Here is a 24,058-nt window from a genome sequence, read left to right as displayed (position 1 = left end):
CGCCCCCACCGGACACCGTCCGCCCACCCGCTCCCTGTCCACCCCGAACTCCTCCGTGGCGAAGGATTCCGATGGCCACCCGCCCGCTGCTCTTCCTCGATATCGACGGTGTGCTGAACCCGGTGCTGCCGTCCCCCGGTTTCACCGCGCACGATCTGCTCGATCACACCGTGCTGCTCTCCGCGGACCACGCCGACTGGCTGCGCGAGCTGTCCGCGGGATACGAACTCGTCTGGGCCACCACCTGGGAGCACCACGCGAACACCCATATCGCTCCGCTGCTGGAGCTGCCCGAGCTGCCGGTCGTCGCCTTCACCGGCTATCTGAGCCGTCCTGATGACCCGCAGTTCGAGGGCCCTGACACCCTGCTGGCCCGCAAGTGGGCGCCGATACTGCGCTTTGCGGACGGGCGCCCGTTCGCCTGGATCGACGATGTGATGCCCGAGAGCCTGGTACGGCGCAGTCGCTGGCGGCCGGACCGGCTGCTGATCCCGGTGGATCCCGCGCGCGGGCTGCGCCGCCATCATGTCGACCGGCTGCTCGCGGCCCCGCCTCGGCCGCGGCTCTGCATGAATCTGACGGCACATCAGGAATGAAGGCCGTCGGTATTGAACCTTCGCCGCCTTGGGGCTACGTTCCGCGGCACCAGCCAGGGACAGTCACCGAAGGGGTGGTCGCATGGCCGAAGTCACCGCTCAGGCCCGCATCGAGGCGCCGGCCGAGCAGGTCTGGGACCGGCTGACCGACTTCGACTCGTACGGACAGTGGAACGCCACCCACACCGCCTTCCCCAAGGGCGGCCCCGAAACGCTCGAAGTGGGCGCGGGGTACGAGGAGAACATGAAGCTGATGGGCTTCCCCGCCGAGGTGGCCTGGACCGTACGGGAACTGGAGCCGGGCCGCCTCCTGGACATCAAGGGCAAGGGCCCGATGGGCGTCAACCTGGGGATGCGCTACGAGCTGACGCCGGACGGCGGGGCGACGACGCTGCGGATCGAGGGGGCGTTCACCGGGGCCGCGGTGTCCCTGATGGCGGGCAAGCTGAAGGACTCGGCGAGCGCGGCCCTGAACGAATCGCTGCGCAAGCTCGCGGGCCTGGTGGGCTGAAACGGGGCGCGCACCACACCCGGCGCGCGCCCCGCTCCCGCTCAGTCCTCCTCGGCAAGGATCAGATACAGCTCCTTGCGCGCCTTGTTGACCACCGCCATGGCCTTCTCCCGCTGCTCGGCGCTGCCGGTGGCCCACACCTGACGGAAGGCCTCGACCAGACCACCGCCCGCCTTGCGGATTTCGTTCATGGCCTCCCAGTCGACGCCGCGCCCGGCGTCCTCCCAGGGGGCGTCCGAGCCGCCCTCGGCCTCGGCGCGGCCGGCCTCCGTCAGCGAGAAGAGCTTCTTGCCGCCCTCACTGGCGTTGGTGATCAGCCCCTCGTCCTCCAGGAGCTGGAGCGTGGGATAGACCGAACCGGGGCTGGGCTTCCATGCCCCGCCGCTGCGCTCGGCGATCTCCTGAATCATTTCGTAGCCGTGCATCGGACGGTCCTTGAGCAGCGCCAGGATCGAGGCGCGCACATCGCCGCGCCGCGCCCGGCCGCGCGGCCCGCCGCGGCCCCGGCCGCCGCCGAAGGGCGGCCCCCCGAAAGGCGGCCCGAAGCCGCCGAACGCGGCCCTCCGCCGCTCGAAGCCGCCGGTGAATTCGGCCCAGCCGCCCGGGCGGCCGGGTCCGCAGCGCTCGTGACGGTGCTCGTGTCCGTGCTCATGGTTGCTGTCGTGGTGATGTCCCTGGGAACGCATGGCGAACGTCCTTCCTGCCGATTCCGGCAGTCGCTTTTGCAGCCACGCTTGCTCGCGCAGCCGTTACTGAACCGCCATCGTTGACCGATCGCGATGCTTCAACGATATATCGGAATAGTTCGTCGAACAAGCCCTTGAGTGAACGCCCGGATGTCCGTGACAGCGGAGGAAGCCTTCGGCGGCGTTCCAGGGGACGAGAGGGCAGCCGCCTGGAGGCCGGGGCGCCTCGCTACTGTCAGGTCGCATGACAGACGCCGGCACCACTCCCAAGCAGCGCTTCCTCGTCCAGCACGACTACGGCATGGGCGGATGTTGGTGGTGGGTTCTGGCAAGGTCGCCTCGGGAGATCCTCGAAACGTTTGCGGAGGTCGAGGTCGTCGATGACGCGGCGTGGGTCCGGCAGGCCGAGTCCTGGGAATTGGACGAGGCCGACGTCGACGGGCCGAGCACGCCCGTCGGCCTGGACGGCCTGCGGGAGAAGCGCGAGGCGCAGCGGGGCCGCCCGGGGTTCGGTGCTCTGGCGGACCGGAGCATCGTCCACTTGCGCCGCCGCTGGGACGGCGAGGACGACGAAGACCCGACCGTCTACCTGCTGGAGGTGGGACGGGACGGGCGCCGGCTGCGGCAGGTGCGACTGCCCGAGGACGGCACCGCCTTCAAGAGCGGCCCGGACGACTGGGCCCTGAACCCGCCCATCGTTGACCTCTTCGAGCCCGGACTCGTCGATCTGGAGATCAGCCGCGACGAGTTCGAGGCGCAGTGGGGCCGTGCTCGCCACGACGAGTTCGAGTAGTCCGTGCGCGGGGACCGGGAGCGCTCACGCCCCGCCCGCCCGGTCGGCCTCCGGTGGCGGTCGCTGCCACGTCAACGCCCCCGGACCCCGGGCGTCCCGTTCCGGTCCAACATCCCGGAATTGGCCTTGGCCTGCGCTTCGGTGGCCCCTCTACGCTCGCGGTCATGAGGATTCGCATCGTCGACGCCTTCAGTGAGCGTCCCTTCGCCGGCAACCCCGCAGGAGTCGTGCTCCTCGACTCCGAGGCCTTCCCCGACGACGCCTGGCTCCAGCAGGTCGCCGCCGAGGTCAACCTTTCCGAGACCGCGTTCGCACACCCGCTGCCCGCGGGCGGCGACGCCGACTGGGCGCTGCGCTGGCTCACCCCGGCCGTCGAGGTGAACATGTGCGGGCACGCCACATTGGCCACCGCCCACGTCCTGCACACCACCGGGGCCGCGACCGGCACGGTCCGCTTCCGCACCCGCAGCGGAGTGCTGATCACGACCACCGGGGACGACGGGTCAATCACCATGGACTTCCCGACGGCACCGCTGACCCCGGTGGAGGTGCCGCCCACGGTCGCCGGGGCACTGGGTGCCGAGATCCGGTCCGCGCACGACACCGGCCCCGACGTCGGCGATCTGCTGCTCGAGCTGGCGGACGAGAAGTCCGTACGGGCGCTGTCGCCGGACCTCAGGGCGCTGGCCGGGCACGGCGGCCGGGGCGTGATCGCCACCGCGCGCGCCGAAGACCCCGACAGCGGCTACGACTTCATCACGCGCTGCTTCTTCCCCTACGTGGGCATCGACGAGGACCCCGTGACGGGCAGCGCGCACACCGCGCTCGCCCCGTTCTGGTCGGCGCGCCTGGGCCGCGACGCGCTGGTCGGACTCCAGGGCGGCGCCCGCACCGGTTTCGTCCGGACGGAGCTGCGCGGCGACCGTACGCTGCTGACCGGCAGCGCGGTGACCGTCATCGACGGCGAGCTGCTCACCACCGGCTGAGCCCGTCCCCGGGCGCGGGGGGGGGGGGGGGGGGGCCGCCCCCCCCCCCCGCGGGGCCCCCCCCCCCGGGGGGGGGGGGGGGGGGGGGGCCCCCCGCCCCCGGCCCCTCTCACGCCGTCGGCAGCCACCCCACCCGGCCGGCCAGCAGCGCGTAGCCGAGGAACGCCACGATGTCGATGAGGGCGTGCGCGGCGACCAGCGGACCGACGCGGCCCCACCGCCGGTAGAGCAGGACGAAGATCACGCCCATCACCATGTTGCCGAGGAACCCGCCGACGCCCTGATAGAGGTGGTACGAGCCGCGCAGCACCGCGCTGGCCGCCAGCGCCGCCATCGGGGCCCAGCCCAACTGGCCGAGCCTGCGCAGCAGATAGCCGACGACGATGACCTCCTCCACGACGGCGTTCTGCACCGCGGAGGCGATCAGCACCGGGATCTTCCACCACACCTCGGGCAGCGCCTCGGGAACCACCGTCAGATTGAATCCGGCCGCCCGCGCGCCCAGATAGAGCAGCAGTCCGCTGCCGCCGATGAGCGCGGCCACCCCCACGCCGCGGCTCAGATCGAAGCCGGGCCGCCGCCGGTCGAAGCCGAGGGCGCGCAGGCCGCCGGCCCGCTCCCGTAGCAGGAAGTGCGCCACCAGGGCGACGGGCACCAGTGCGGTCGCGATACCGAACAGCTGCCAGGCCAGATCCAGCCATGGCCGGCCGGGCGCATGGGACGCATTGAGCGTGGCCGCCTGGTGTTTGAGGGCGCCGGATCTGGTCACCGAGCCGATGAAACTGATGAGCGCCGACACCGCGCTGGCCCCGAGCGAGAGGGCCAGCACGAGCAGCGTCTCATTCCTCAGGATGCTCCGGCACGGCTCCTCCGCGACCCCCGCACCCCGCCCCGCACCAGGCCCCTGACCTGGAACGTCCGCATCAGCCAGGGGACTTGTCTCCGACTCCACGCTTCCTCCACTTCCGCAATACCGCCTCTTCACCACCACCGCCCCGCTAGGGTCTCGAAAGCAGGTACGAAGATCGCGCGCGACAGGCCGGGGACGGGCGCCATCCACGTGGCGCGTTTTCTCTCCCCATCGAATCCCGATCGAGTCCGGGACATCGGGCTCCGAGCATCAGGAGAGGCGCTACCGCAATGGGACGACACAGCTTGCCCGATCCGTCCGCGCCGGAGAGCACGGGGGCCCACCCCGGCGCCTTTCCTCGATCCTTCGGCTCCGAGCCGGCACGGGGGTCCCGCACCCGCACCGTCGTCATCGCCACCGCCGTCGTCCTGGCCATCGCCGCCGGTTCCGCCGTGGCGCTGCGCAGCGATCTGCTGCCGTTCGGCAAACCGTGCGACGGCGAGTCGGTGCGGCTCCGGGTGTTCGCCTCCCCCGATATCGCCCCGGCGATCGACAAGGTGGCCACCCGGGCCCGGCGGAACGAGACACGGACCGACGGCAAATGCCTGGACGTCAGGGTCACCTCGCGGGCCTCGTACGAGGTGGCCGATTCTCTCGGACAGCGGCCGGCGAAACCCGGATTCCAGGTCTGGATACCCGACTCCAGCCTGTGGGTGGACCGCGTCGGCACCGAGAGCGGCACCCGGCTGACCGCCGTCGGCGCCATCGCCTCCTCGCCGATCGCGCTGGGCGCCGTCCCCTCCGCCGCCAAGTCACTGGGCTGGCCGCACAAGACCTACAGCTGGTCCGAGCTGACCCGTGCCACCTCCACGGACGACCGGCTGCGCCTGGGCGTCGCCGACCCGGCCCGCAGCGCCACCGGACTGCTCGCGCTGGCCCGTATCAACGCCTCCAACGCCAAGGCCGCCAAAGACGCCAACGACTCCACGGACCCCGACGGCGACTCCGACACCCGTACCGCTGCCGCGGCCAAGCTCCTCTACGAGCGGGTCGCGGACGGCGACAACCAGGTGCTGGCCACCCTGCCACGCGACGGCTCCGGTGCCGAACAGGGCAATCCGCGCCGCAACCAGGCGCTGCTGCTCTCCGAACAGGCCGCCCACGCCCACAACACCGGCCCGGACAACGGCCCCGACCTCGATCTGTTCTATCCCAAGGACGGCACCGCCCGGCTCGACTACCCGTACACCCTGGTGGACGGCGACGCCCTGAACGTCGACCAGACCCGCGCCGCCAACCGCTTCATGACGCTCCTGGGCGGCGCCGCGGGCCAACGCGAGCTGCGCGAACAGGGCTTCCGCGGCGGCAACGGCAAGGCGGGCGCCGAGCTGACCCGCGCGGCCGGCGGCCGGGACCCGCAGCCGTACACCGCGGACCCCGCCGATCCCCCGTCGGCCAAGGAACTCCAGGCGCTGCTGGGCATGTGGACGATCACGGTGCAGAGCGCCCGGATCGCGACGGTCGTGGACGCCTCGGCATCCATGGGCAGCGCCGTCCCCGGCAGCGGCGGCCAGTCCCGGATGGAGCTCGCCAAGAATTCGCTGCTCCAGGCGCTCGCGACGTTCACGCCCGAGGACGAGATCGGGCTGTGGAAATTCGCCACCGCCCTGGACGGCGGCAAGGACTATGTGGAGCTGTCCCCCACCAGCCGCCTCGGCGACCCCGGCGAGCACGGCGGCACCCACCGCGAGGACCTCGCCGCCGCCTTCAGCTCGCTCGCCCCCGTGCCCAATGGCGCCACCGGGCTGTACGACACCACGCTGGCCGCATACGAGAAGGCCTGCGAGACCTACGCGAGCGGCAAGTTCAACTCCCTGGTCATCGTCACCGACGGCGCCAACGACGACTCCAGCAGCATCGAACTGGAGGCGCTCGTCCGCAAGCTCGAGAAGCTGTCCGACCCGAAGCGGCCGGTACCACTGATCGCCATCGCGATCGGCCCGGAGGCCGACAAGTCGGCCCTGGACCGCATCGTGGCCCCGACCGGCGGATCGGCGCACCGCGTCAACGACCCCTCACAGATCCACCAGGTGATCCTCAAAGCCATCATGACGGCGGGCATGAAGGGCCCGCACTAGGCGGCATCGACGAAGACGCCCCACAGCACCCCAGCCCCCACCCTCAGCCCCCGGGCGCCCCTGGACCGTGCCTAGGCACTCTCGACCCTGTGCCGCGCCCCCGGTACGGCCGGCCCCGTCCCCGCCGCCCAGGCCACCGGCCAGGTGTGCACCGGTTGCCCGGAGTGCATCAGCTCGCTGTAGCGCCGGGTCATCGCGCCCAGCGCGGCGTCCCGGTCCAGGCCCTGCCGCAGCGCATGGTGAAAGGCCGCGGCCTGCCAGGACGCGCCGTTCACCCGTCGGGCGCAGCGGTCCTCGATGATTCCCAGATACAGGTCCCGGTCGGCCGGCTCCACGCCCCAGGCGTCCAGTCCGGCCGCCGCCAGGGGCAGCAGTTCCTCGCGTACCAGCCGTACGGCCGGAATCTCGGCGAGGGCGCCGGAGCGGCCGGAGCGTGGCCAGTGGAGGCAGGCGTCGATGCCGTAACGGCAGGAGGTGTCGAAGTTGTCGGCCGCCGTGGCGAACGGCAGGCGTTTCCAGATGGGGCGGGGCTCGTCGGCCAGCGCCCGCACCAGGCCGTAGTAGAAGGCCGTGTTGGCCATGACGTCGGCGACGGTGGGGCCGGCCGGCAGGACCCGGTTTTCGACCCGCAGGTGGGCGACGCCGTCGGCGACCCCGTAGACGGGGCGGTTCCAGCGGTAGACCGTGCCGTTGTGCAGCACCAGTTCCGCCAGGTCCGGTACGCCGCCCTCGTCGAGGATCCGCAGCGGGTCCTGCGCCCCGGGGATCGGCAGCAGCGGCGGGAAATACCGCAGATTCTCCTCGAAGAGGTCGTACGCGGAGTCGATCCAGCGCTCCCCGAACCAGGTGCGCGGGCGGACCCCCTGGGCCTGGAGTTCGGGCGCGCGGGTGTCGGTGGACTGCTGGAAGACCGGCGGCCGGGACTCGCGCCACAGTTCGCGGCCGAAGAGGAACGGCGAGTTGGCCCCGATGGCGACCTGTACGGCGGCGATCGCCTGCGCGGCGTTCCAGACGGCGGGGAACCGACCCGGAGTGACCTGAAGGTGCAGCTGTACGGACGTACAGGCGGCCTCCGGCGCTATCGAGGCCGAGCGGGAGACCAGATGCTCGACGCCCTGTATGTCGATCGCGAAGTCCTCGCCGCGGGCCGCCCGCATCTGGTCGTTCAGCAGCACATAGCGGTCGATGGCGGAGAGGTTGGCGGCCGTGAGATCGGTGGCGGCCATGGTGGGCAGAATACCGATCATCACTATCCGGGCGGCTACCTCGCGGGCTTTTCTGTCGGCGTAGGCGAGGCTCGTACGGAGTTCCTCGGCGAGCTGATCGAGGACGCGGCCGGCCAATCGGTGCGGCGTGATGTTGACCTCGAGACTGCACTGGGCGAGTTCCGTCTGGAAATCCCGGCTCGCGATGCGTTCCAGAACTTGAGAGTTCAGCATTCGGGGCAGTCCGTCCGCGCCCGCGAGATTGAGTTCGATCTCCAGGCCGATGAGATTCTTTGGCCGGTCGAACCTCTTCTCCGTCAGCATCCTCCGCAATCCCGCAAGACACTCGTGAAGCTTTCTTCGATAACGCTCCCGGTCAGCCAGGTCCATCCCGTGCGCGGCGACCTTCTCCCCCATCGAAGGGTCCTTCCTCGATCGAGCGAACGGCCCGCGATCACGGGCTGGTTGGGGCCGTCCCCGACACCACCGGGGCACGGGCTACGGTCGATGATGCCCCAGCAATCTGATCGATAACGCCTCGCAGGCACCCCGGTACCGATAGGCTCGAAGTGACGGAGAGTCCGGACCCGGCAGGGCATACCCACGGCATGCGCCAAGGGCATATCTCGGCGGCCATCGCCATACGCATTTCTCTTGTGAGAAACACCGACGAGATCCGGCCTACCGCTCCCGCGGACAAATACGAGGTGGCGTAGACAAAGGCCCGCGCAAAGGGGTGAAAATCGCCCCGAAGAAGGGTCTGGATTCCGCCTTGCCGGAAATCCGCAAGACCAGTAGCCGAAACATTTTCAGAACATACGTCGTATAAACTCCGCACACGAGGCAGAGAGTTGGCGCCCAGTGCTGCGGTGTTCTCACCGGCACTGGGGCACTGCGGCTGACCCACCGGGGCTGCCGCTCCGGTCGGCCATGCTCTGGCCCCGCATGCTGACAGCGCCGTCCGCACCTGCCCGGCTTCACCGTGTCTCCGAAGTGAGAGGCGACCCACCATGCCGCTGCACCTCCCCCCTGCCCCTGCGCCCGCCCTGCGCAGCGTTCTCGCCGCCCTCGGCTCGCCCACAGCCGTCCGCGAAGCCCCGAGCTCAGCCCTGCGCGCCCATCACGGCCCGCTCAGCCCCGACCGTCCGCTGCCCGTCCACGTCTGGGACGACGTCAGCCGCGCGGGCGGCTCGCCGCGCACCCGGCTGGCCGGCTGGCGCTTCCTCATCCGCAGCGGGGAGCGCGCCGTGGCGGCCGCCGAGGCGATGCTCACCGCCGACGGCTGGACGTTCTCGCACTTCTGCGGCGGCCCCTACGTAGGCGCAACCGAGCAGGCGCTCCAGCAGGCGGAGTCGCTCGCCGCGCCGTACCAGCCACGGCTGCTGTCCGTACCGGAGCTGTACATGCTCACGCTGTGGCTGCATCACGACACCGCCTCGGACGGCGCCGCCGGCCTGCCCGACCCCGGTGATCTGCTGGTACCGCTGGCGCCCGCCCCGCCCGGAATCGCCCCGCACCTCCCGCAGCGCGTCGCCGATCTGCTCCCCCGGCTCACCCTCCGCCTCGCCCCCGGCCCGCTGCTGGACTCCCCGGCCGCCTGACCGCGCACGCCGTCGCCCAGCGCTGCGCCCCGCGCCCCTTTCCGGCCGCGGGGCGCAGCGCTGTGCTCACCCGGGCGGGCCAGTAAGACGAAACACTCCCAACCCCCTTGGGCAAGAATGCAATTGAACCGCCCGCACGGGTGATGCGTCCTTATCCGGTGAGTACCACTGCGGCCAAATCCCTGCGGAAACCCTTCCGTGGGGCAACACTGGGACCAACCGATGGAAACGGGGGAGCGGCCATGACCATCTCATCGAGCCGCACGACGACGTTCACACCGCAGCGAAAGACAACTTCCATGTGTCAGCACCAACCTCCTTGCCCGTCCGCCGACTCCAGCGACCGGGAAGCCGCCCATCCCGTGGCGCACCACCCCGAACAGGGCTGGAGCCTGCTGTGCAACGGCGTCCTGCTCTTCGAGGACACCGGTGAGCTGCTGCCGGACGGGCAGGTCATCGCCCCGCACCGACCGCAGGAACGGGTCGCCAGCGTGGCCTGACCGTCAGCGCCTGGCAGTACAACAGGGCCCCCGGCAGATCTGCCGAGGGCCCTTGATGTGTACGGACGAGCCGTGCGACCGGCGTACGGATACCCCGTACGGCTGAATCAGCTGTGGTACTCGTCCAGCGGCGGGCAGGAGCAGACGAGGTTACGGTCACCGAAGGCACCGTCGATACGACGCACCGGCGGCCAGTACTTCTCCGCGGCCACGACACCGGCCGGGAAGGCGGCCTCCTCGCGGCTGTAGGGGTGCGACCAGTCGCCGGCCAGCGCGCCCGCGGTGTGCGGGGCGTTGCGCAGCGGGTTGTCGTCCTTGTCCCACTCCCCCGTGCCGACCTTCTCGATCTCCGCGCGAATGGCGATCATCGCGTCGCAGAACCGGTCCAGCTCGTCCAGGTCCTCGCTCTCGGTCGGCTCGATCATCAGCGTGCCGGCCACCGGGAACGACATCGTCGGCGCGTGGAAGCCGTAGTCGATGAGCCGCTTGGCGACATCGTCGATGCTCACGCCGGTCGCCTTGGTCAGCGGCCGGACGTCGATGATGCACTCGTGCGCCACCAGGCCGCCGGGGCCGGTGTAGAGCACCGGGTAGTGCGGCTCCAGGCGCTTGGCGATGTAGTTCGCGCTCAGGACCGCGACCTGGGTGGCGCGCTTGAGGCCCTCGCCGCCCATCAGGCGGACGTACGCCCAGGAGATCGGCAGGATCCCGGCGGAGCCCCAGGGAGCCGCGGAGATCGGTCCGACGCCCGTCTCGGGGCCCGCGGCGGGCTGCAGCGGGTGGTTGGGCAGGTACGGCGCCAGGTGGGCGCGGACGCCGACCGGGCCGACACCGGGGCCACCGCCGCCGTGCGGGATGCAGAAGGTCTTGTGCAGGTTGAGGTGCGAGACGTCGCCGCCGAACTTGCCGGGCTCGGCGAGGCCGACCAGCGCGTTGAGGTTGGCGCCGTCGACGTAGACCTGACCGCCGGCGTCGTGCACCGCCGCGCAGATCTGGGTGATGTGCTCCTCGAACACGCCGTGGGTCGAGGGGTAGGTAACCATCAGGACCGCGAGCTCGTCCCGGTGCTTGTCGATCTTGGCGTGCAGATCGTCGGCGTCGACCTCACCGTCCTCGCCGGTCTTGACGACGACGACCTTCATCCCGGCCATGACGGCGCTGGCGGCGTTGGTGCCGTGCGCCGAGGAGGGAATCAGGCAGACGGTGCGCTGCTCGTCACCGTTGGCGCGGTGGTAGGCGCGGACGGCCAGCAGACCGGCCAGCTCGCCCTGGGATCCGGCGTTCGGCTGGATGGAGACCTTGTCGTAGCCGGTGACCGTGGCGAGCCGCTCCTCCAGCTCCTGGATGAGCGTCAGGTAGCCCTGCGCCTGGTCGGCGGGTGCGAACGGGTGCAGCTGACCGAACGCGGGCCAGGTGACCGGCTCCATCTCGGTGGTGGCGTTCAGCTTCATGGTGCAGGAGCCGAGCGGGATCATTCCGCGGTCCAGCGCGTAGTCCTTGTCCGCGAGCGTGCGCAGGTAGCGCAGCATCGCGGTCTCGGAGCGGTACTGGTGGAAGACCGGGTGCGTGAGGTAGTCGTCGCCGCGCAGCAGCTGCTGCGGCAGCGCTTCGGCGGCGACGGCGTCCAGCTGCTCGACATCGCCCTGGACCCCGAAGGCGCCCCAGACGCCGGCCAGCTGCGCGCGCCCGGTGGTCTCGTCGCAGGCGATGCCGACCAGGTCGGCGTCGACCAGCCAGAGGTTGACGCCCGCCTCGCGGGCCGCGGCGACGACCTCGGCGGCCCGGCCCGGCACCCGTGCCGTGAGCGTGTCGAAGTACGCGTCGTGGACGATCTCCACGCCGCCCGCGCGCAGGCCCTCGGCCAGGACGGCGGCGTAGCGGTGGGTACGCCGGGCGATGGTCCGCAGGCCCTCGGGGCCGTGGTAGACCGCATACATTCCGGCCATCACGGCGAGCAGCACCTGCGCGGTGCAGATGTTGCTGGTGGCCTTCTCGCGACGGATGTGCTGCTCACGGGTCTGCAGCGCGAGGCGGTAGGCCTTGTCGCCGTCCGCGTCGACGGAGACGCCCACCAGGCGGCCGGGCAGGCTGCGGGCGAACTTCTCCCGTACGGCCATGAAGCCGGCGTGCGGCCCGCCGAAGCCCATCGGGACGCCGAAGCGCTGGGTGGTGCCCACCGCGATGTCCGCGCCGAGCTCGCCGGGCGAGGTCAGCAGCGTAAGGGCCAGCAGGTCGGCGGCGACGGTGACGACCGCGCCCAGCTCCTGAGCCTGCGCTATGACGGCGCGCGGGTCACGCACCGCGCCGGAGGCGCCCGGGTACTGCAGCAGCACGCCGAAGACGCCGCGTTCGGCGATCTCCGCGGGAATGCCGTCGGACAGGTCCGCGACGACGACCTCGACGCCGGTCGGCTCGGCACGGGTCTGGATCACCGCGATGGTCTGCGGCAGACAGTCCGCGTCGATCAGGAAGACACCCTCCTTGACCTTGCCGACGCGGCGGGAGAGCGCCATCGCCTCGGCGGCGGCGGTGCCCTCGTCCAGCAGGGAGGCACCGGAGGTGGGCAGCCCGGTCAGGTCGGCGACCATGGTCTGGAAGTTGAGCAGCGCCTCCAGACGGCCCTGCGAGATCTCCGGCTGGTAGGGCGTGTACGCCGTGTACCAGGCCGGGTTCTCCATGACGTTGCGCAGGATCACCGGCGGGGTGAACGTGCCGTAGTAGCCGAGGCCGATCATGGAGGACAGGACCTGGTTACGGTCCGCGAGGCCGTGCAGTTCCTTGAGGACCTCGGCCTCGGTACGGGCCTGCGGCAGGCCGAGCGCCTCGGCGCTCTTGATCACGTCGGGGACGGCGGTGGCGGTGAGATCGTCCAGCGATCCGAAGCCGACCTGCGCGAGCATCTTCGCCTGCGCCTCGTGGTCGGGACCGACGTGCCGGCGCTCGAAGGGCGTACCGCGCTCCAGCTCGGTCAAGGAGATGCGATTGGTGGTCATCTGCGGGGGCCTCCTGGTCACTGCGACCTACGAGGGGCACCACGGCGCGGGTGCCCGGACGGCCTCCCCCTCTGTCATCTCAACCTGAGAGCTTCACCGGTCCGCAGGCTGCGGCCCGGCTTTCACCGTCGGTGAGGACGGGTCCCGGCATTGAGTTCGCCGCGGCCCGCCCTGCTTTCCAGAGTGACCTCGTCCATGCGGTACGGATGCCTGAGAGATTCCGGGGAGGATTTGCTCCTTCGGCGCCCCCGCCGCGAACGGCAAGGGACTCTCCCGCATGGGGTCAGCGGCCATTCGAAAGCCTACCAGCGCACCTGTCGGGGGAACTTTCGAGTGGCCGGGGCATGAAATGTGCCGTTTGGTAGTTGTCACATGACAGTTGCGACCACAAGGAGGGGCAGTGCACACCGATATCGATCCCCGGAGCCTGATCGGCCGCAAAGCGTTCGACCGGAACGGCACCAAGATCGGGACCATTGACGAGGTATATCTCGACGACGCGACCGGCGAGCCCGAATGGGCGGCCGTACGCACCGGCCTCTTCAGCCGGGACGCCTTCGTCCCCCTTGAGCCGAGCGAGCTGGTGGACGAGGGGCTGCGCATTCCCTACGACCGCAAGCTGATCAAGGACGCCCCGGACTTCGGGGTGGGCCGCCATCTCTCACCCGAGCAGGAGCTCCAGCTCTACCACCACTACCGGCTGGATATCTCCTCCCCGGACTCCGACCCCGTTGCGTCCCCGGGCGACAAGGACTTCGGCAAGATCGCCGGCTCGGAGGACTGACCGGCCCCCGGCTCCCCGCCCACCAGCGGCAACGGCTCCCCCGGCCGCAGCGCCGGGTCATCGACGGCAAAGGTCCGCACCCGTCCCGGTGCGGACCACGGCTGTTCAAAACGTACGGTCACTCTGCCCACCCCACTGCCCTGCACCCAGCCGGCACCGAATTCGTCGTGCACCACATCGAGCCCCGGATGCCAGCGGCGCGGCCGGTCCTCCTCCGGCTCCGGCTCGCCCTCCCCGCCCGCCACCGGCGCCGCCGCCCTGGCCGCCATCTCCTCGGCCTCCTGCTCCGTCGCCAGCTGGGCGAACAGATCCTCCTGCGTGAAGTCGGCCAGCCCGCTCACCCCCACCCCCAGCAGCCGCACCCCGCCCGTGGTGTCCACCGTCTCCAGGAGCCGCGCCACCGCCTCCCGTACGACCGCGGGGTCGTCCGTCGGCCCGCGCAGCGTCTCCGACCTGGTAAGCGTCGAGAAGTCGTAGTTACGGACCTTGATCACCACCGTACGACCGGACCGTCCGGCCTCCCGCAGCCGGTGCACACAGCGCTCGGCCAGCCGCACCAGCTCGGCCCGCACCCGCGTCCGGTCGGTGAGATCGACCTCGAAGGTGTCCTCGACCGAGATGGATTTCGCGTCCCGCTCGGCCACCACCGGGCGGTCGTCCCGGCCCAGCGCCATCGCATACAGCCCGGCGCCGTGCGATTTGCCCAGCAGCCGCACCAGCTCGTCCTCACCGGCCTCCGCGGTCTCGGCGACCGTATGGATCCCGGCCCGGCGCAGCGCCTCGGCCGTCGCCGGCCCCACCCCGGGCAGCGTCCGCACCGGCATCGGCCCCAGCAGCTCCCGCTCCGTACCGGGCTCGATCACCACCAGACCGTCCGGCTTCGCCGCCTCGGACGCGATCTTCGCCAGCAACTTGGCGCCCGCGAGCCCCACCGAGCCGGTCAGGCCCGTGGCCTCCCGGATGTCCCGCCGCAGCCGCTCCCCCACGGCCCGCACCGCGGCCGCCTCGGGCGCGACCCCGCCCGCCTCCAGGTCCACGAACGCCTCGTCCAGGCTCAGCGGCTCCACCAGCGGCGACAGCGCATGCAGCAGCTCCATCACCGTCTCACTCACCTGGCGGTACAGCTGGAAGCGCGGACTGAGGTAGGCGGCATTGGGACACAGCCGCCGCGCCTGAGCCGTCGGCATCGCCGAGCGGATACCGAAGACCCGCGCTTCGTACGACGCCGTGGCGACCACCCCGCGCGGCCCGATCCCGCCGACGATCACGGGCTTTCCGCGCAGGCTCGGCTTGGCCGCCTGCTCGGCGGAGGCATAGAACGCATCCATGTCCAGATGCAGAATCGTCGGCGCGGATCTCACATGACCGATCCTCCCGCACACCACTGACAATCGGCCCGCTGCCGGGCCGGGGGCCGCGTGCGGGGCTCAGCCGGCCCGGTTGCGCCGTCGCGCCAGCTCGTCGCGCGGGTTCTTCCCCACCAGCGTCTCGCCGGTGTCCAGCCGCTCCCCGTGCAGCTCGGAGAGCGCGCCCTCCACGTCCCGCAGCACCACGCCCACCGCGATGCCGAAGACGCCCTGACCGCCCTGGAGCAGATCCACGACCTGGTCGGGCGAGGTGCACTCGTAGACCGTGGCGCCGTCGCTCATCAGCGTCATCCGCGTCAGATCGTCCAGCCCGCGCGAACGGAGGTGCTGGACGGCGGTGCGGATGCTCTGCAGCGAAACGCCGGTGTCCAGCAGCCGCTTGACGATCTTGAGGACGACGACGTCCCGGAAGTTGTACAGCCGCTGGGTGCCGGATCCATAGGCGGGGCGGACACTCGGTTCCACCAGGCCGGTGCGCGCCCAGTAGTCGAGCTGCCGGTAAGTGATCCCCGCCGCCGCACAAGCCGTCGGACCGCGGTAGCCGATGGCCCCTGCCGCGCAGTCCCCCGACACCGCGGCGGGCTGTGCCGGTGTGCGGTTCACTGCTGCATTCGGGTGGAGCGGCAACGCCCCTTCCGCCGCCGTACCGTCACCGGTGATTGCCACGCCGCCCTCCGTCCTCCACGTCCCGGACGGGACCTGCCTTATCGACGGTATGCAGTCACTCGGGGTGCGTCAACGATCGCCGCGCTCGCCACGCCGAGTGATAATCACCCTACGAGTGGTTTCTCGTGACCTCGCGCGGGGAACGGCTAAATAGTTTGGCCGGAATCAGACGTATCTGCCGACCGGGTTCACTGGCTGCTGCTGCCGAAGTCCTCGGGCGAGATCTGATCGAGGAACTCGCGGAACTTCTCCACCTCGTCCTCCTGCTCGTCCGGAATGGCGATGCCCGCGTCGTCCAGCACACCGTCGGTGCCGAAAATCGGCGTCCCGGTGCGCAGTGCCAGCGCTATGGCGTCGGACGGACGCGCGCTGACCTCGACGCCGCTGGCAAAGACCAGTTCGGCGTAGAACACTCCCTCGCGCAGATCCGTGATGCGGACCTGCGTCAGCTCCTGGCCCACCGCTTCCAGCACATCCTTGAAAAGGTCATGCGTCAGCGGCCTGGCAGGGACCATGCCCTGCTGGGCAAAGGCGATGGCGGTGGCCTCCCCTGGCCCGATCCAAATGGGCAAGTAGCGATCGCCTCCCACCTCCCGCAGGAGCACGATCGGTTGGCTGGAAGGCATTTCCACCCGGACACCCACGACGTCGAGCTCGTTCACACAGCAACCCTAGGACGTGCCCGGCAGGTTTGGGTAGTCGGGCAGTCATTTGCTCATGTGAGGCGGACCTTCAGCGCGGCCTCGACCAGTGCCGCATGGAGCCGCACCGACAGCGTTGCCAGCTCCTTGGCCGTGGCCTCCGCATGGGCCCTGGTCTGCGGATTTCGGTGCCGCCGGAGGGGCGCCACGACCTGCTCCACCAGGCCCGCCTCCCGCTCGGCGGCCGCCTTGACGGCCCGCAGATGCCGCGGCTCGAGACCAAAACTCCCCAGCTCGGCGACCAGTTTCGCCACCGTGACAGCTTCGCTGTCGTAAGCGCCGTCCGCGCCCGGTACGACGAGCCCGTACGACTCCCAGTCGGCGAGCGCCGCCTCGTCCACCTCGGCGGCCTCCAGCAGCTCGGCCCGGCTGACCCGGGCGGCCGCCGGACGGTCCTCACCGGGCTCCCGCATGCCCGGAACCAGCTCCCGTGAGGAAGTGGCCTGGGCCGGCAGTTGCACCTGCTCACCGCGCTCCAGGGCGTCCAGATGCTCCCGGATGACCTTCAGCGGCAGATAGTGGTCCCGCTGCATCCGCAGGACGCCCGCCAGCCGCTCGACGTCGGCCGCGGTGAATTTGCGGTACCCGGAAGGCGTGCGCGTCGGCTCGACCAGCCCCTCGGCCTCCAGGAAGCGAATCTTGGAGATGGTGACCTCGGGAAATTCCTCGCGCAGCAAAGTGAGCACCGTACCGATGCTCACCGGCTTGCCGTCCGAGGAGGCGGCGCCGGAGGACCCGGCACCGCCCGTCGGTGATTGGCGCATATGCCTTCCCTGGCCGGTCAGATTCCGGCGCCTCGCTGGCTCGCGTAAAAGACCAGCCGGAACTTGCCGATCTGGACCTCGTCGCCATTGGAGAGCGCGACCGAATCGATCCGCTCACGGTTGACGTACGTGCCGTTCAGGCTGCCGACGTCGGAGACCGTAAAGCGCCCGTCCGGGCCTCGGCGGAACTCCACATGGCGGCGCGAGACCGTCACGTCGTCGAGGAAGATGTCGCCCTGCGGGTGGCGGCCGGCCGTCGTCAGCTCACTGTCCAGAAGGAAGCGGCTGCCGGAGTTCGGCCCCCGGCGGACGACCAGCAGCGCCGAACCCATCGGAAGGGCGTCGACGGCAGCCTGAGCCTCGGGCGACAGGGACGGCATCTGGGTCTGGCCCGTCGCCTCCGCGTCATAGGCCTCGATCCCCGAGATGGAGATGGTCGAGGTCGTCTCGGACGCGCGCTCAGGCTGTGCGCCCGGGCGCAGCGGCGCACCACAGTTGGAGCAGAACCGGCTCGCCTCGGCGTTCCGGTGCCCACACCTCGTACAAACCGGCAAAGCCAACCCTCCACCCGTGGATGAGGCTGATGGTCCCTGGGAACCTATGCGGCCGGACCCGGAGGGGTCAACAGAACCCGCGCCGGACCCCCCGGACGGACCGCTGACCTCGTCACGGAAGAGCGGACGGTCCTCGCCCGCACCGCTCTCATCGGGCCGGCCCGCGGCACGATGCCGCGCCGAGCCGCTGCCGCCCTCCTGGCGGGCGCTCTTGCCGAACAGCTTTCCAAACAACTTCACGGGCGATTCCCCTTGAACGAAACAGACCCGCCCGTGGGGCAGGACGAACCCTCGATGCATACTCCGGCCGATCCGGACATCCTGTGAACGTCCGTGGCCTGCAGACAGTTTCCACCACACACCACAATCACGGTGCGCCGACCCCCCGCTACCTCATGCCCTCCCCGGGCCATGGACATATCTGGACACCTCACTGCGAAGACGACCGAGCGTAGTCAGGCCGCTTCGCCTCCCGCAAGGCATCCACAATGATCTTCTTCTGCCGGGTCACAGACACCTTGGCCTGCTCCTTCTCCAGCGTCTGAACCACCCCACCGGGGATGTTCAGCGCCGGCTCGAGGTCCTCCGGTTTGCCGATGACCTTGAAGCGGTAAGGCTGTGTGACCCGTTTGCCGTCGATCTCCACGCCGCCGCTGACATCCGAGAGATAGGTGTTGGCGACGACTCGTACGTTATTGACCTGGATGGCCTCGGCGCCGGCCGCTCGCAGCTCCTGGATGGTGTCCAGCAGCTTGTCCGCCTCGACCGAGTGCGTCGGGTCGTCGATGGTCAGGTAGATGCCGGGCCCTTGCGCCGCGACGGTCCCGGCCAGCACGCCCAGCTGCTGTTCCTTCTCCACGGTCTGCTTACGGGCCTCCTCGGCCTGGTCCGAGCTGTTCTCCAGCTCCGTCTTCTGCCCTTCCAGGCGCCGCTGCTCGTCCGTCAACCGCTGGGAGCGATTGTCCAGTTCATCCAGAATGCGCACAAGGTCCTCCTGGCGCGCACCCCGCAGCGCACTGCTGTCACTCGTGGAACGTACCTGAATCGCCAGGCCGAGGCCGAGAATGAACAGGAGCAACGCAACGATCAGTTGAGCCCGGGTCAGCCGCGGCGGCCACAGGCTCGCGGCGAGCCGCTGCCGGCCGTTCTGCGGCTTTCCCGCGCCCCCATCTTCCCCTTCCGGGGCAGGGGCGGCGGCGTCTGCCGGTTTGTCGCCGTTCTGCTGCGCGTCGTCCGCTTTACGCCCTTGCGTCCCCTCCTCGGCCGCCTTGGGGGCGGGCCGGCTTTCGGGAGGCATCGGCCGCCGGTCGGCAGGGCTGCGGTCCTGCCGGGACTCCGGCTTCTTCTCCGGCTCCGGGGTCTCGTCCGTTGCCATCCGCCTCACGCCCTGAAGACGTGCCGGCGAATCGCGGCAGCGTTGGAGAAGATCCGGATGCCCAGCACCACGACAACACCGGTGGAGAGCTGGGCGCCGACACCCAACTTGTCACCGAGGAAGACGATCAGCGCCGCGACGACGACGTTGGAGAGAAAGGAGACGACGAAGACCTTGTCGTCGAAGATGCCGTCCAGCATCGCGCGCAGACCGCCGAAGACGGCATCCAGCGCCGCGACGACAGCGATCGGCAAGTAGGGCTCGACCACCGTCGGCACCACGGGTCGGACCACAAGCCCGACCACGACTCCCACGATGAGGCCCAGTACGGCGATCACGATGTGCCCTTCCCTGTGTCGGCGCCGTCCGCCTTGGCGGCACCGGCCTGCGGCTTTGCGGTACGTACGGTCAAACTGGGCGCGGGCGGCAGCGTGACCTCGCTCTCTGCGGAAAACCTGGTGCGCACGCCGTAGTTCTCATGCAGCACGTGCAGATACTGACCGTCGACGCTGTCCTGGAACGCGGTGCTGAGCCGCTGCCCGTCCCCCACCGCCAGTACCGTATAAGGAGGTACCAGTGGCTTGTTGTCGACCAGTATGGCGTCTCCCGCGGCTCTGATCGCCGAGAGTGACGTAAGCCGCTGCCCATTGACGGAGATGGCCTCCGCGCCGGACTCCCACAGGCCGTTGACGACGCGTTGCATGTCCCTGTCGCGTACCCGCCCGGTGTCGGAGAAACCGCTGCTCTCCCGCGGCCCGCCGCCACTGGACGCCGCGTCCTTTGCGTCGTCCACCACAAGTTTCACGCCAGGTCCGGTCACTTGGGTCGAACCGGACAACAGGGCCAGCAGTTCGGCCTTGTCGCCGCCATGGGTCTTCAGCGCCTCGCGCTGCATCCTGCTGACCTCGTCCCGGGTCGCGTCCACCCGCTTCTGCTGCTTGTCCGCCTCGCCGGTGCCCTTCTGGATGCGATGGATGAGCTCTTCGCGTTCCTTGGCGAGCGTCGGTGCCGATATCCGCGCCTGCGCGGCGCCGACCGTGACGACCACCGCTGCCAGCACCAGGCCGGCCGCCAGGCCCAACTTCGCCCGCAGGGTGCGCGGCAGACCGCGCACGCCCGCGGCGGACTTCCGCGCGGCTGCCTCTGCGTACCCGTCGTCGAGGCTGTGATCCATCACATTGGTCAGCAGCGACATGGACGCGTCGGGACGCACAGCCGGCTTGCTGGGAGTGCTCCGATCGGGGCGCTGCTGCGACATGCCGCACATCGTCGCACGTCGGCCGCGCAGTCTCCCAATGGCCCCACCGGCGTGCCCGATCGCGGGCACGCCGGTGGGCCTGAGCTCAGCGCCCTGCGCTGTCCACCACGGCCGCCCACTCGTCCAACAGCTGCTGCGCGGAGGCGTCGTCCGGCCCCTCAGCCCACAGATGCGTGACCGCCTCTGCCGGGTCGGGGAGCACCAGCACCCAGCGGCCGTCCGCCTCCACGACGCGTACGCCGTCGGTGGTATCCACGTCCCGGTCGCCGGCCGCCTCGACCACATGCCGCATGACCAGGCCCTTGACCGCCCACGGCGTGGCAAGGTCACGGCGCAGCACATGCGCCCGCGGGATCCGCGCGTCGATCTGGCTGAGCGTGATCTGGGTACGGGCCACCAGGCCGATCAGCGTGACGAATGCGGCCGCGCCGTCGAAGACGGCGCTGAACTCCGGAATGATGAAGCCGCCGAGGCCGTCCCCGCCGAAGACCGTGCCTTCCATCCGGGCCACCCGGGCCAGATCGTCGGGCGACGTGGTCGTCCACTCCACCTGCGTCCCGTGGTACGCCGCCACCTGCTCGGCGATACGGGTCGTGGTCACCGGCAGCGCCACCCGCCCGCTGCGCCGCTCGGCCGCCACCAAGTCCAGCAGCACCAGCAGCGCCCGGTCGTCCTCGATGATCCGGCCGCGCTCGTCCACCAGGGACAGCCGCTCGCCCACGGGGTCGAAGCGCACACCGAAGGCGGCCCGTGCCGACGCCACGATCTCGCCGAGCCGGACGAGCCCGGCGCGTCTGGCATCGGCGGTCTCGGTCGGCCGGGACTCGTCAAGACCGGGATTGATCGTCAGCGAGTCGACGCCGAGCCGGCCCAGCAGACTGGGCAGGACCAGTCCGGCGCTGCCGTTCGAGGCGTCCACGACGACCTTCAGCCCGGAGTCGGCGACGCCCGTGGTGTCCACCGCGCGCAGGACGGAGCCGGTGTAGGAGTCGAAGACGCTCGCCGGGAACCGCAGATCGCCGATCTCGCCGGGGAAGGCGCGGCGGTATTCCTGACGGGCGTAGACCCGGTCGAGCTTGCGCTGGCCGGCCTGCGAGAGGTCGGCGCCGCGCTCGTCGAAGAACATGATGTCAACGGAATCCGGCACTCCGGGCGTCGTACGGACCATGATGCCGCCCGCGCTGCCCCGGGCGGTCTGCTGCCGGGCGACCGGCAGCGGGACGTTCTCGAGGTCTCGCACGTCGATGGCGCTCGCCTGCAGCGCGGAGATCACCGCGCGCTTGAGCGCCCGCGCGCCACGCGAGTGGTCGCGCGCGGTCGTGACCGTGGAGCCCTTCTTCAGCGTGGTGGCGTACGCGCCGGCGAGCCGTACGGCCAGCTCCGGGGTGATCTCGACGTTGAGGATCCCGGAAACCCCACGCGCGCCGAACAGATGCGCCTGGCCGCGGGATTCCCAGATCACCGAGGTATTGACGAACGCGCCGGCCTCGATCGTCTTGAACGGATAGACCCGCACATTCCCCTGGACGATCGACTCCTCACCGATGAGGCATTCATCGCCGATGACCGCGCCGTCCTCGATCCGCGCGGCCCGCATGATGTCGGTGTTCTTGCCGATCACACAGCCACGCAGATTGCTGTGCTGCCCGATGTAGACGTTGTCGTGCACCACCGCCCGGTGCAGGAACGCCCCGCTCTTGACCACCACGTTGGATCCGACAACGGTGTGCTCACGGAGCTCCACACCGGCCTCGATCTTGGCGTAATCGCCGATATACAGCGGCCCGCGCAGCACCGCATCCGGATGCACTTCGGCGCCCTCGGCGACCCACACCCCCGGCGAGATCTCGAAGCCGTCGATTTCGACGTCGACCTTGCCCTCGAGCACATCGGCCTGGGCCTTCACATAGCTCTCGTGAGTGCCGACGTCCTCCCAGTACCCTTCGGCGACATAGCCGTAAATCGGCTTGCCTTCCTTCATGAGCTGCGGGAAGACATCGCCGGACCAGTCCACCGAAACGTCGGGCTCGAAGTAGTCGAATACCTCCGGCTCCATGACGTAGATGCCGGTGTTGACGGTGTCCGAGAAGACCTGACCCCAGGTGGGCTTTTCCAGGAAGCGCTCGACCTTGCCGGCCTCGTCGACGATGGTGATACCGAACTCCAGCGGGTTCGGCACCCTCGTGAGGCAGACCGTGACCAGGGCGCCTTTTTCCTTGTGGAAGCGGATCAGGTCGGAGAGATCGAAGTCGGTGAGGGCGTCACCCGAGATGACGAGGAATGCGTCGTCCTTGAGGGCTTCCTCCGCGTTCTTCACGCTGCCCGCGGTGCCCAGCGGCTTTTCCTCGTTGGCGTATGTGAGCTCCATTCCGAGCTCTTCCCCGTCGCCGAAATAGTTTTTGACGAGCGAGGCAAGGAATTGAACGGTTACGACGGTCTCACTGAGACCATGCCGTTTCAGCAGCCTCAGCACATGCTCCATGATCGGCCTATTGGCCACGGGCAGCAGCGGCTTGGGCATGCTTGACGTCATGGGGCGAAGGCGTGTGCCCTCACCGCCCGCCATCACAACGGCCTTCATGTCGGAAGCGTCCTCCTCTAAGAGACGACGGTCTTGCCGACTTCACTTGTCCAGATCGCCCACTGTTCTTGTACTCACGTACGGGCGCCGGGCCTTGGCACAATCTGCCGGTTCGGCGAGCTCAGTCGGCCGTGGCGTCCGCCCTGATGAGCCGACGGACCTGTACCACGTAGAGGATCCCTGCCCACCAATAGAGCGCCGTACCCCAACCCGCGAACGCCCATCCGAAAATGGCAGCGAGTGTGTGAAGCCAGCCGTTCCCGACGCTCAGCAAGAGCAGCGGGAAGGCATACATCAAGTTGAACGTAGCCGCTTTGCCCAGGAAGTTCACCTGGGGAGGGCCATACCCGTGACGGCCGAGGAATCCAACCGCGATCAGCAGCATCAGTTCGCGTGCCAGCAGAGCCGCGGTGAGCCAGATCGGCAGGATCTCGCGCCAGGTCAGTCCGACGAGGGTGGAGAGGATGTAGAGGCGGTCGGCCGCGGGGTCAAGGATCCGGCCAAGGCTGCTGATCTGGTTCCAGCGCCGGGCGAGCTTGCCGTCCAGATAATCGCTGACGCCGCTCAGGGCAAGGACCAGCAATGCCCAGGCATCGGCAGACCTCGGGCCACCAAATTCCGGCCACAGGATCAACCACAGGAACACCGGGACGCCGACCAGACGCCCCATGCTCAGAATATTCGGGATGGTGAGGACGCGATCCGTCTGAACCTGCGTCTCCTGGACCTCCACCGCGGAAGCCTCCTGTGAAAAATGTGCCGACGATACCCTCGACCTTACCTGCCCCGCCGGCCGCGCCGCGCCGCGGGTCCCGGGTCCGGGAAAACGCGAGAAAGCCCTGCCGGGAACCAGGTTCCCAACGGGGCTTTCTCTTAACATTTGTTCGGCGGCGTCCTACTCTCCCACAGGGTCCCCCCTGCAGTACCATCGGCGCTGAAAGGCTTAGCTTCCGGGTTCGGAATGTAACCGGGCGTTTCCCTAACGCAATGACCACCGAAACACTATGAAGTTAACCAACCGGAGCATGACTCAACAGTCGTTACTTCAGAACCTACACAGTGGACGCGAGCAACTGAGGACAAGCCCTCGGCCTATTAGTACCAGTCAACTCCACCCGTTACCAGGCTTCCATATCTGGCCTATCAACC

The 24,058-nt window shown here is 69.6% G+C and carries 22 protein-coding genes, 1 rRNA gene and 1 riboswitch; of the genes, 8 read left to right on the top strand and 15 right to left on the bottom strand.

Going from position 1 to position 24,058, the window contains the following annotated elements:
• Positions 1 to 71 precede the first annotated feature (71 nt).
• Positions 72 to 596: an HAD domain-containing protein gene (locus ACIRPT_RS04020; protein WP_403507846.1), complete on the top strand. Its 525-nt coding sequence runs from the start codon at positions 72 to 74 to the stop codon at positions 594 to 596.
• Between the two features lie 82 nt (positions 597 to 678).
• Entirely contained in the window at positions 679 to 1,107 is a 429-nt protein-coding gene (locus tag ACIRPT_RS04015) for an SRPBCC family protein (RefSeq protein ID WP_403821854.1), read from the top strand.
• 41 nt (positions 1,108 to 1,148) lie between these two features.
• On the opposite strand, the gene ACIRPT_RS04010 is transcribed toward ACIRPT_RS04015, so the two are convergent.
• Positions 1,149 to 1,793, bottom strand: a complete 645-nt coding sequence (locus ACIRPT_RS04010) for a PadR family transcriptional regulator (RefSeq protein ID WP_403821851.1) — start codon at positions 1,791 to 1,793, stop codon at positions 1,149 to 1,151.
• A gap of 244 nt (positions 1,794 to 2,037) precedes the next feature.
• On the opposite strand from ACIRPT_RS04010, the gene ACIRPT_RS04005 reads away from it, so the two are divergent.
• Positions 2,038 to 2,586, top strand: coding sequence for a hypothetical protein (locus ACIRPT_RS04005; RefSeq protein WP_403821848.1), 549 nt, complete (start codon positions 2,038 to 2,040; stop codon positions 2,584 to 2,586).
• A 164-nt stretch (positions 2,587 to 2,750) separates the two neighbouring features.
• Entirely contained in the window at positions 2,751 to 3,572 is an 822-nt protein-coding gene (locus ACIRPT_RS04000) for a PhzF family phenazine biosynthesis protein (RefSeq protein ID WP_403821845.1), read from the top strand.
• Positions 3,573 to 3,681: 109 nt separating this feature from the next.
• Here the strand turns inward: ACIRPT_RS04000 and ACIRPT_RS03995 are convergent, their stop codons facing one another.
• Positions 3,682 to 4,503 carry a CPBP family intramembrane glutamic endopeptidase gene (locus ACIRPT_RS03995; protein WP_403823342.1) on the bottom strand — a complete coding sequence of 274 codons (822 nt, stop codon included), beginning with the start codon at positions 4,501 to 4,503 and terminating at the stop codon, positions 3,682 to 3,684.
• A 209-nt stretch (positions 4,504 to 4,712) separates the two neighbouring features.
• Here ACIRPT_RS03995 and ACIRPT_RS03990 point away from each other — a divergent pair, with 209 nt between their 5' ends.
• Complete coding sequence (locus ACIRPT_RS03990; RefSeq protein ID WP_403821842.1) at positions 4,713 to 6,560, top strand: substrate-binding and VWA domain-containing protein; 1,848 nt, start codon at positions 4,713 to 4,715, stop codon at positions 6,558 to 6,560.
• Between the two features lie 71 nt (positions 6,561 to 6,631).
• Here the strand turns inward: ACIRPT_RS03990 and ACIRPT_RS03985 are convergent, their stop codons facing one another.
• Positions 6,632 to 8,182, bottom strand: coding sequence for a glutamate--cysteine ligase (locus tag ACIRPT_RS03985; RefSeq protein WP_403821839.1), 1,551 nt, complete (start codon positions 8,180 to 8,182; stop codon positions 6,632 to 6,634).
• Between the two features lie 593 nt (positions 8,183 to 8,775).
• On the opposite strand from ACIRPT_RS03985, the gene ACIRPT_RS03980 reads away from it, so the two are divergent.
• Positions 8,776 to 9,366, top strand: coding sequence for a hypothetical protein (locus tag ACIRPT_RS03980; RefSeq protein WP_403821836.1), 591 nt, complete (start codon positions 8,776 to 8,778; stop codon positions 9,364 to 9,366).
• A 299-nt stretch (positions 9,367 to 9,665) separates the two neighbouring features.
• On the top strand, positions 9,666 to 9,866 hold the full coding sequence (locus tag ACIRPT_RS03975) for a DUF5999 family protein (RefSeq protein ID WP_403507862.1): 201 nt from the start codon (positions 9,666 to 9,668) through the stop codon (positions 9,864 to 9,866).
• A gap of 107 nt (positions 9,867 to 9,973) precedes the next feature.
• On the opposite strand, the gene gcvP is transcribed toward ACIRPT_RS03975, so the two are convergent.
• Positions 9,974 to 12,859 (bottom strand): aminomethyl-transferring glycine dehydrogenase, encoded by a 2,886-nt coding sequence (gene gcvP, locus ACIRPT_RS03970; protein WP_403821833.1) that lies wholly within the window; start codon positions 12,857 to 12,859, stop codon positions 9,974 to 9,976.
• A gap of 188 nt (positions 12,860 to 13,047) precedes the next feature.
• Positions 13,048 to 13,145, bottom strand: a riboswitch (glycine riboswitch).
• A gap of 114 nt (positions 13,146 to 13,259) precedes the next feature.
• Here gcvP and ACIRPT_RS03965 point away from each other — a divergent pair.
• A complete protein-coding gene (locus ACIRPT_RS03965; RefSeq protein WP_403821830.1) occupies positions 13,260 to 13,643 on the top strand; it encodes a PRC-barrel domain-containing protein in 384 nt (127 codons plus the stop codon).
• On the opposite strand, the gene ACIRPT_RS03960 is transcribed toward ACIRPT_RS03965, so the two are convergent.
• The 11 genes from ACIRPT_RS03960 to rrf form a co-directional block, all read right to left on the bottom strand.
• Positions 13,553 to 15,004, bottom strand: coding sequence for a DNA polymerase IV (locus ACIRPT_RS03960; RefSeq protein ID WP_403821827.1), 1,452 nt, complete (start codon positions 15,002 to 15,004; stop codon positions 13,553 to 13,555). The two genes, ACIRPT_RS03965 and ACIRPT_RS03960, sit on opposite strands and share 91 nt — an antisense overlap.
• A 66-nt stretch (positions 15,005 to 15,070) precedes the next feature.
• Entirely contained in the window at positions 15,071 to 15,637 is a 567-nt protein-coding gene (locus ACIRPT_RS03955; RefSeq protein WP_403823339.1) for a MerR family transcriptional regulator, read from the bottom strand.
• Positions 15,638 to 15,864: 227 nt separating this feature from the next.
• Positions 15,865 to 16,338 carry a bifunctional nuclease family protein gene (locus ACIRPT_RS03950; RefSeq protein WP_362711539.1) on the bottom strand — a complete coding sequence of 158 codons (474 nt, stop codon included), beginning with the start codon at positions 16,336 to 16,338 and terminating at the stop codon, positions 15,865 to 15,867.
• Between the two features lie 53 nt (positions 16,339 to 16,391).
• Positions 16,392 to 17,141 (bottom strand): MerR family transcriptional regulator, encoded by a 750-nt coding sequence (locus ACIRPT_RS03945; RefSeq protein ID WP_403821823.1) that lies wholly within the window; start codon positions 17,139 to 17,141, stop codon positions 16,392 to 16,394.
• A gap of 17 nt (positions 17,142 to 17,158) precedes the next feature.
• A complete protein-coding gene (locus ACIRPT_RS03940) occupies positions 17,159 to 17,995 on the bottom strand; it encodes an FHA domain-containing protein (RefSeq protein WP_403507903.1) in 837 nt (278 codons plus the stop codon).
• Positions 17,996 to 18,125: 130 nt separating this feature from the next.
• Entirely contained in the window at positions 18,126 to 19,070 is a 945-nt protein-coding gene (locus ACIRPT_RS03935; protein ID WP_403821820.1) for a DUF881 domain-containing protein, read from the bottom strand.
• A 5-nt stretch (positions 19,071 to 19,075) separates the two neighbouring features.
• On the bottom strand, positions 19,076 to 19,408 hold the full coding sequence (locus ACIRPT_RS03930) for a small basic family protein (RefSeq protein ID WP_003984969.1): 333 nt from the start codon (positions 19,406 to 19,408) through the stop codon (positions 19,076 to 19,078).
• The gene (locus tag ACIRPT_RS03925; RefSeq protein WP_403823336.1) at positions 19,405 to 20,337 is read right to left on the bottom strand and encodes a DUF881 domain-containing protein; all 933 of its coding nucleotides are present in this window, start codon (positions 20,335 to 20,337) and stop codon (positions 19,405 to 19,407) included. The genes ACIRPT_RS03930 and ACIRPT_RS03925 overlap by 4 nt, the downstream gene beginning before the upstream one ends.
• 76 nt (positions 20,338 to 20,413) lie before the next feature.
• Positions 20,414 to 22,909 carry a sugar phosphate nucleotidyltransferase gene (locus ACIRPT_RS03920; protein WP_403821816.1) on the bottom strand — a complete coding sequence of 832 codons (2,496 nt, stop codon included), beginning with the start codon at positions 22,907 to 22,909 and terminating at the stop codon, positions 20,414 to 20,416.
• 121 nt (positions 22,910 to 23,030) lie between these two features.
• A complete protein-coding gene (locus tag ACIRPT_RS03915) occupies positions 23,031 to 23,642 on the bottom strand; it encodes a CDP-alcohol phosphatidyltransferase family protein (RefSeq protein WP_403821813.1) in 612 nt (203 codons plus the stop codon).
• Positions 23,643 to 23,791: 149 nt separating this feature from the next.
• Positions 23,792 to 23,908, bottom strand: a 5S ribosomal RNA gene (gene rrf / locus ACIRPT_RS03910).
• Positions 23,909 to 24,058: the final 150 nt, after the last annotated feature.

The organism is Streptomyces sp. NPDC101227 (assembly GCF_044767545.1).
Classification (GTDB): Bacteria; Actinomycetota; Actinomycetes; order Streptomycetales; family Streptomycetaceae; genus Streptomyces.
The sequence above is the reverse complement of the archived record's forward strand: the minus strand, read 5'-3'. Positions and strand labels throughout refer to the sequence as shown.

Bases quoted from the DNA above. Each gene is read 5' to 3' on its own strand.
- ACIRPT_RS04020 (WP_403507846.1), top strand. From the start codon at position 72: ATGGCCACCCGCCCGCTGCTCTTCCTCGATATCGACGGTGTGCTGAAC.
- ACIRPT_RS04015 (WP_403821854.1), top strand. From the start codon at position 679: ATGGCCGAAGTCACCGCTCAGGCCCGCATCGAGGCGCCGGCCGAGCAG.
- ACIRPT_RS04010 (WP_403821851.1), bottom strand. From the start codon at position 1,793: ATGCGTTCCCAGGGACATCACCACGACAGCAACCATGAGCACGGACAC.
- ACIRPT_RS04005 (WP_403821848.1), top strand. From the start codon at position 2,038: ATGACAGACGCCGGCACCACTCCCAAGCAGCGCTTCCTCGTCCAGCAC.
- ACIRPT_RS04000 (WP_403821845.1), top strand. From the start codon at position 2,751: ATGAGGATTCGCATCGTCGACGCCTTCAGTGAGCGTCCCTTCGCCGGC.
- ACIRPT_RS03990 (WP_403821842.1), top strand. From the start codon at position 4,713: ATGGGACGACACAGCTTGCCCGATCCGTCCGCGCCGGAGAGCACGGGG.
- ACIRPT_RS03985 (WP_403821839.1), bottom strand. From the start codon at position 8,182: ATGGGGGAGAAGGTCGCCGCGCACGGGATGGACCTGGCTGACCGGGAG.
- ACIRPT_RS03980 (WP_403821836.1), top strand. From the start codon at position 8,776: ATGCCGCTGCACCTCCCCCCTGCCCCTGCGCCCGCCCTGCGCAGCGTT.
- ACIRPT_RS03975 (WP_403507862.1), top strand. From the start codon at position 9,666: ATGTGTCAGCACCAACCTCCTTGCCCGTCCGCCGACTCCAGCGACCGG.
- gcvP (WP_403821833.1), bottom strand. From the start codon at position 12,859: ATGACCACCAATCGCATCTCCTTGACCGAGCTGGAGCGCGGTACGCCC.
- ACIRPT_RS03945 (WP_403821823.1), bottom strand. From the start codon at position 17,141: ATGCGCCAATCACCGACGGGCGGTGCCGGGTCCTCCGGCGCCGCCTCC.
- ACIRPT_RS03940 (WP_403507903.1), bottom strand. From the start codon at position 17,995: ATGCATCGAGGGTTCGTCCTGCCCCACGGGCGGGTCTGTTTCGTTCAA.
- ACIRPT_RS03935 (WP_403821820.1), bottom strand. From the start codon at position 19,070: ATGGCAACGGACGAGACCCCGGAGCCGGAGAAGAAGCCGGAGTCCCGG.
- ACIRPT_RS03925 (WP_403823336.1), bottom strand. From the start codon at position 20,337: ATGTGCGGCATGTCGCAGCAGCGCCCCGATCGGAGCACTCCCAGCAAG.
- ACIRPT_RS03920 (WP_403821816.1), bottom strand. From the start codon at position 22,909: ATGAAGGCCGTTGTGATGGCGGGCGGTGAGGGCACACGCCTTCGCCCC.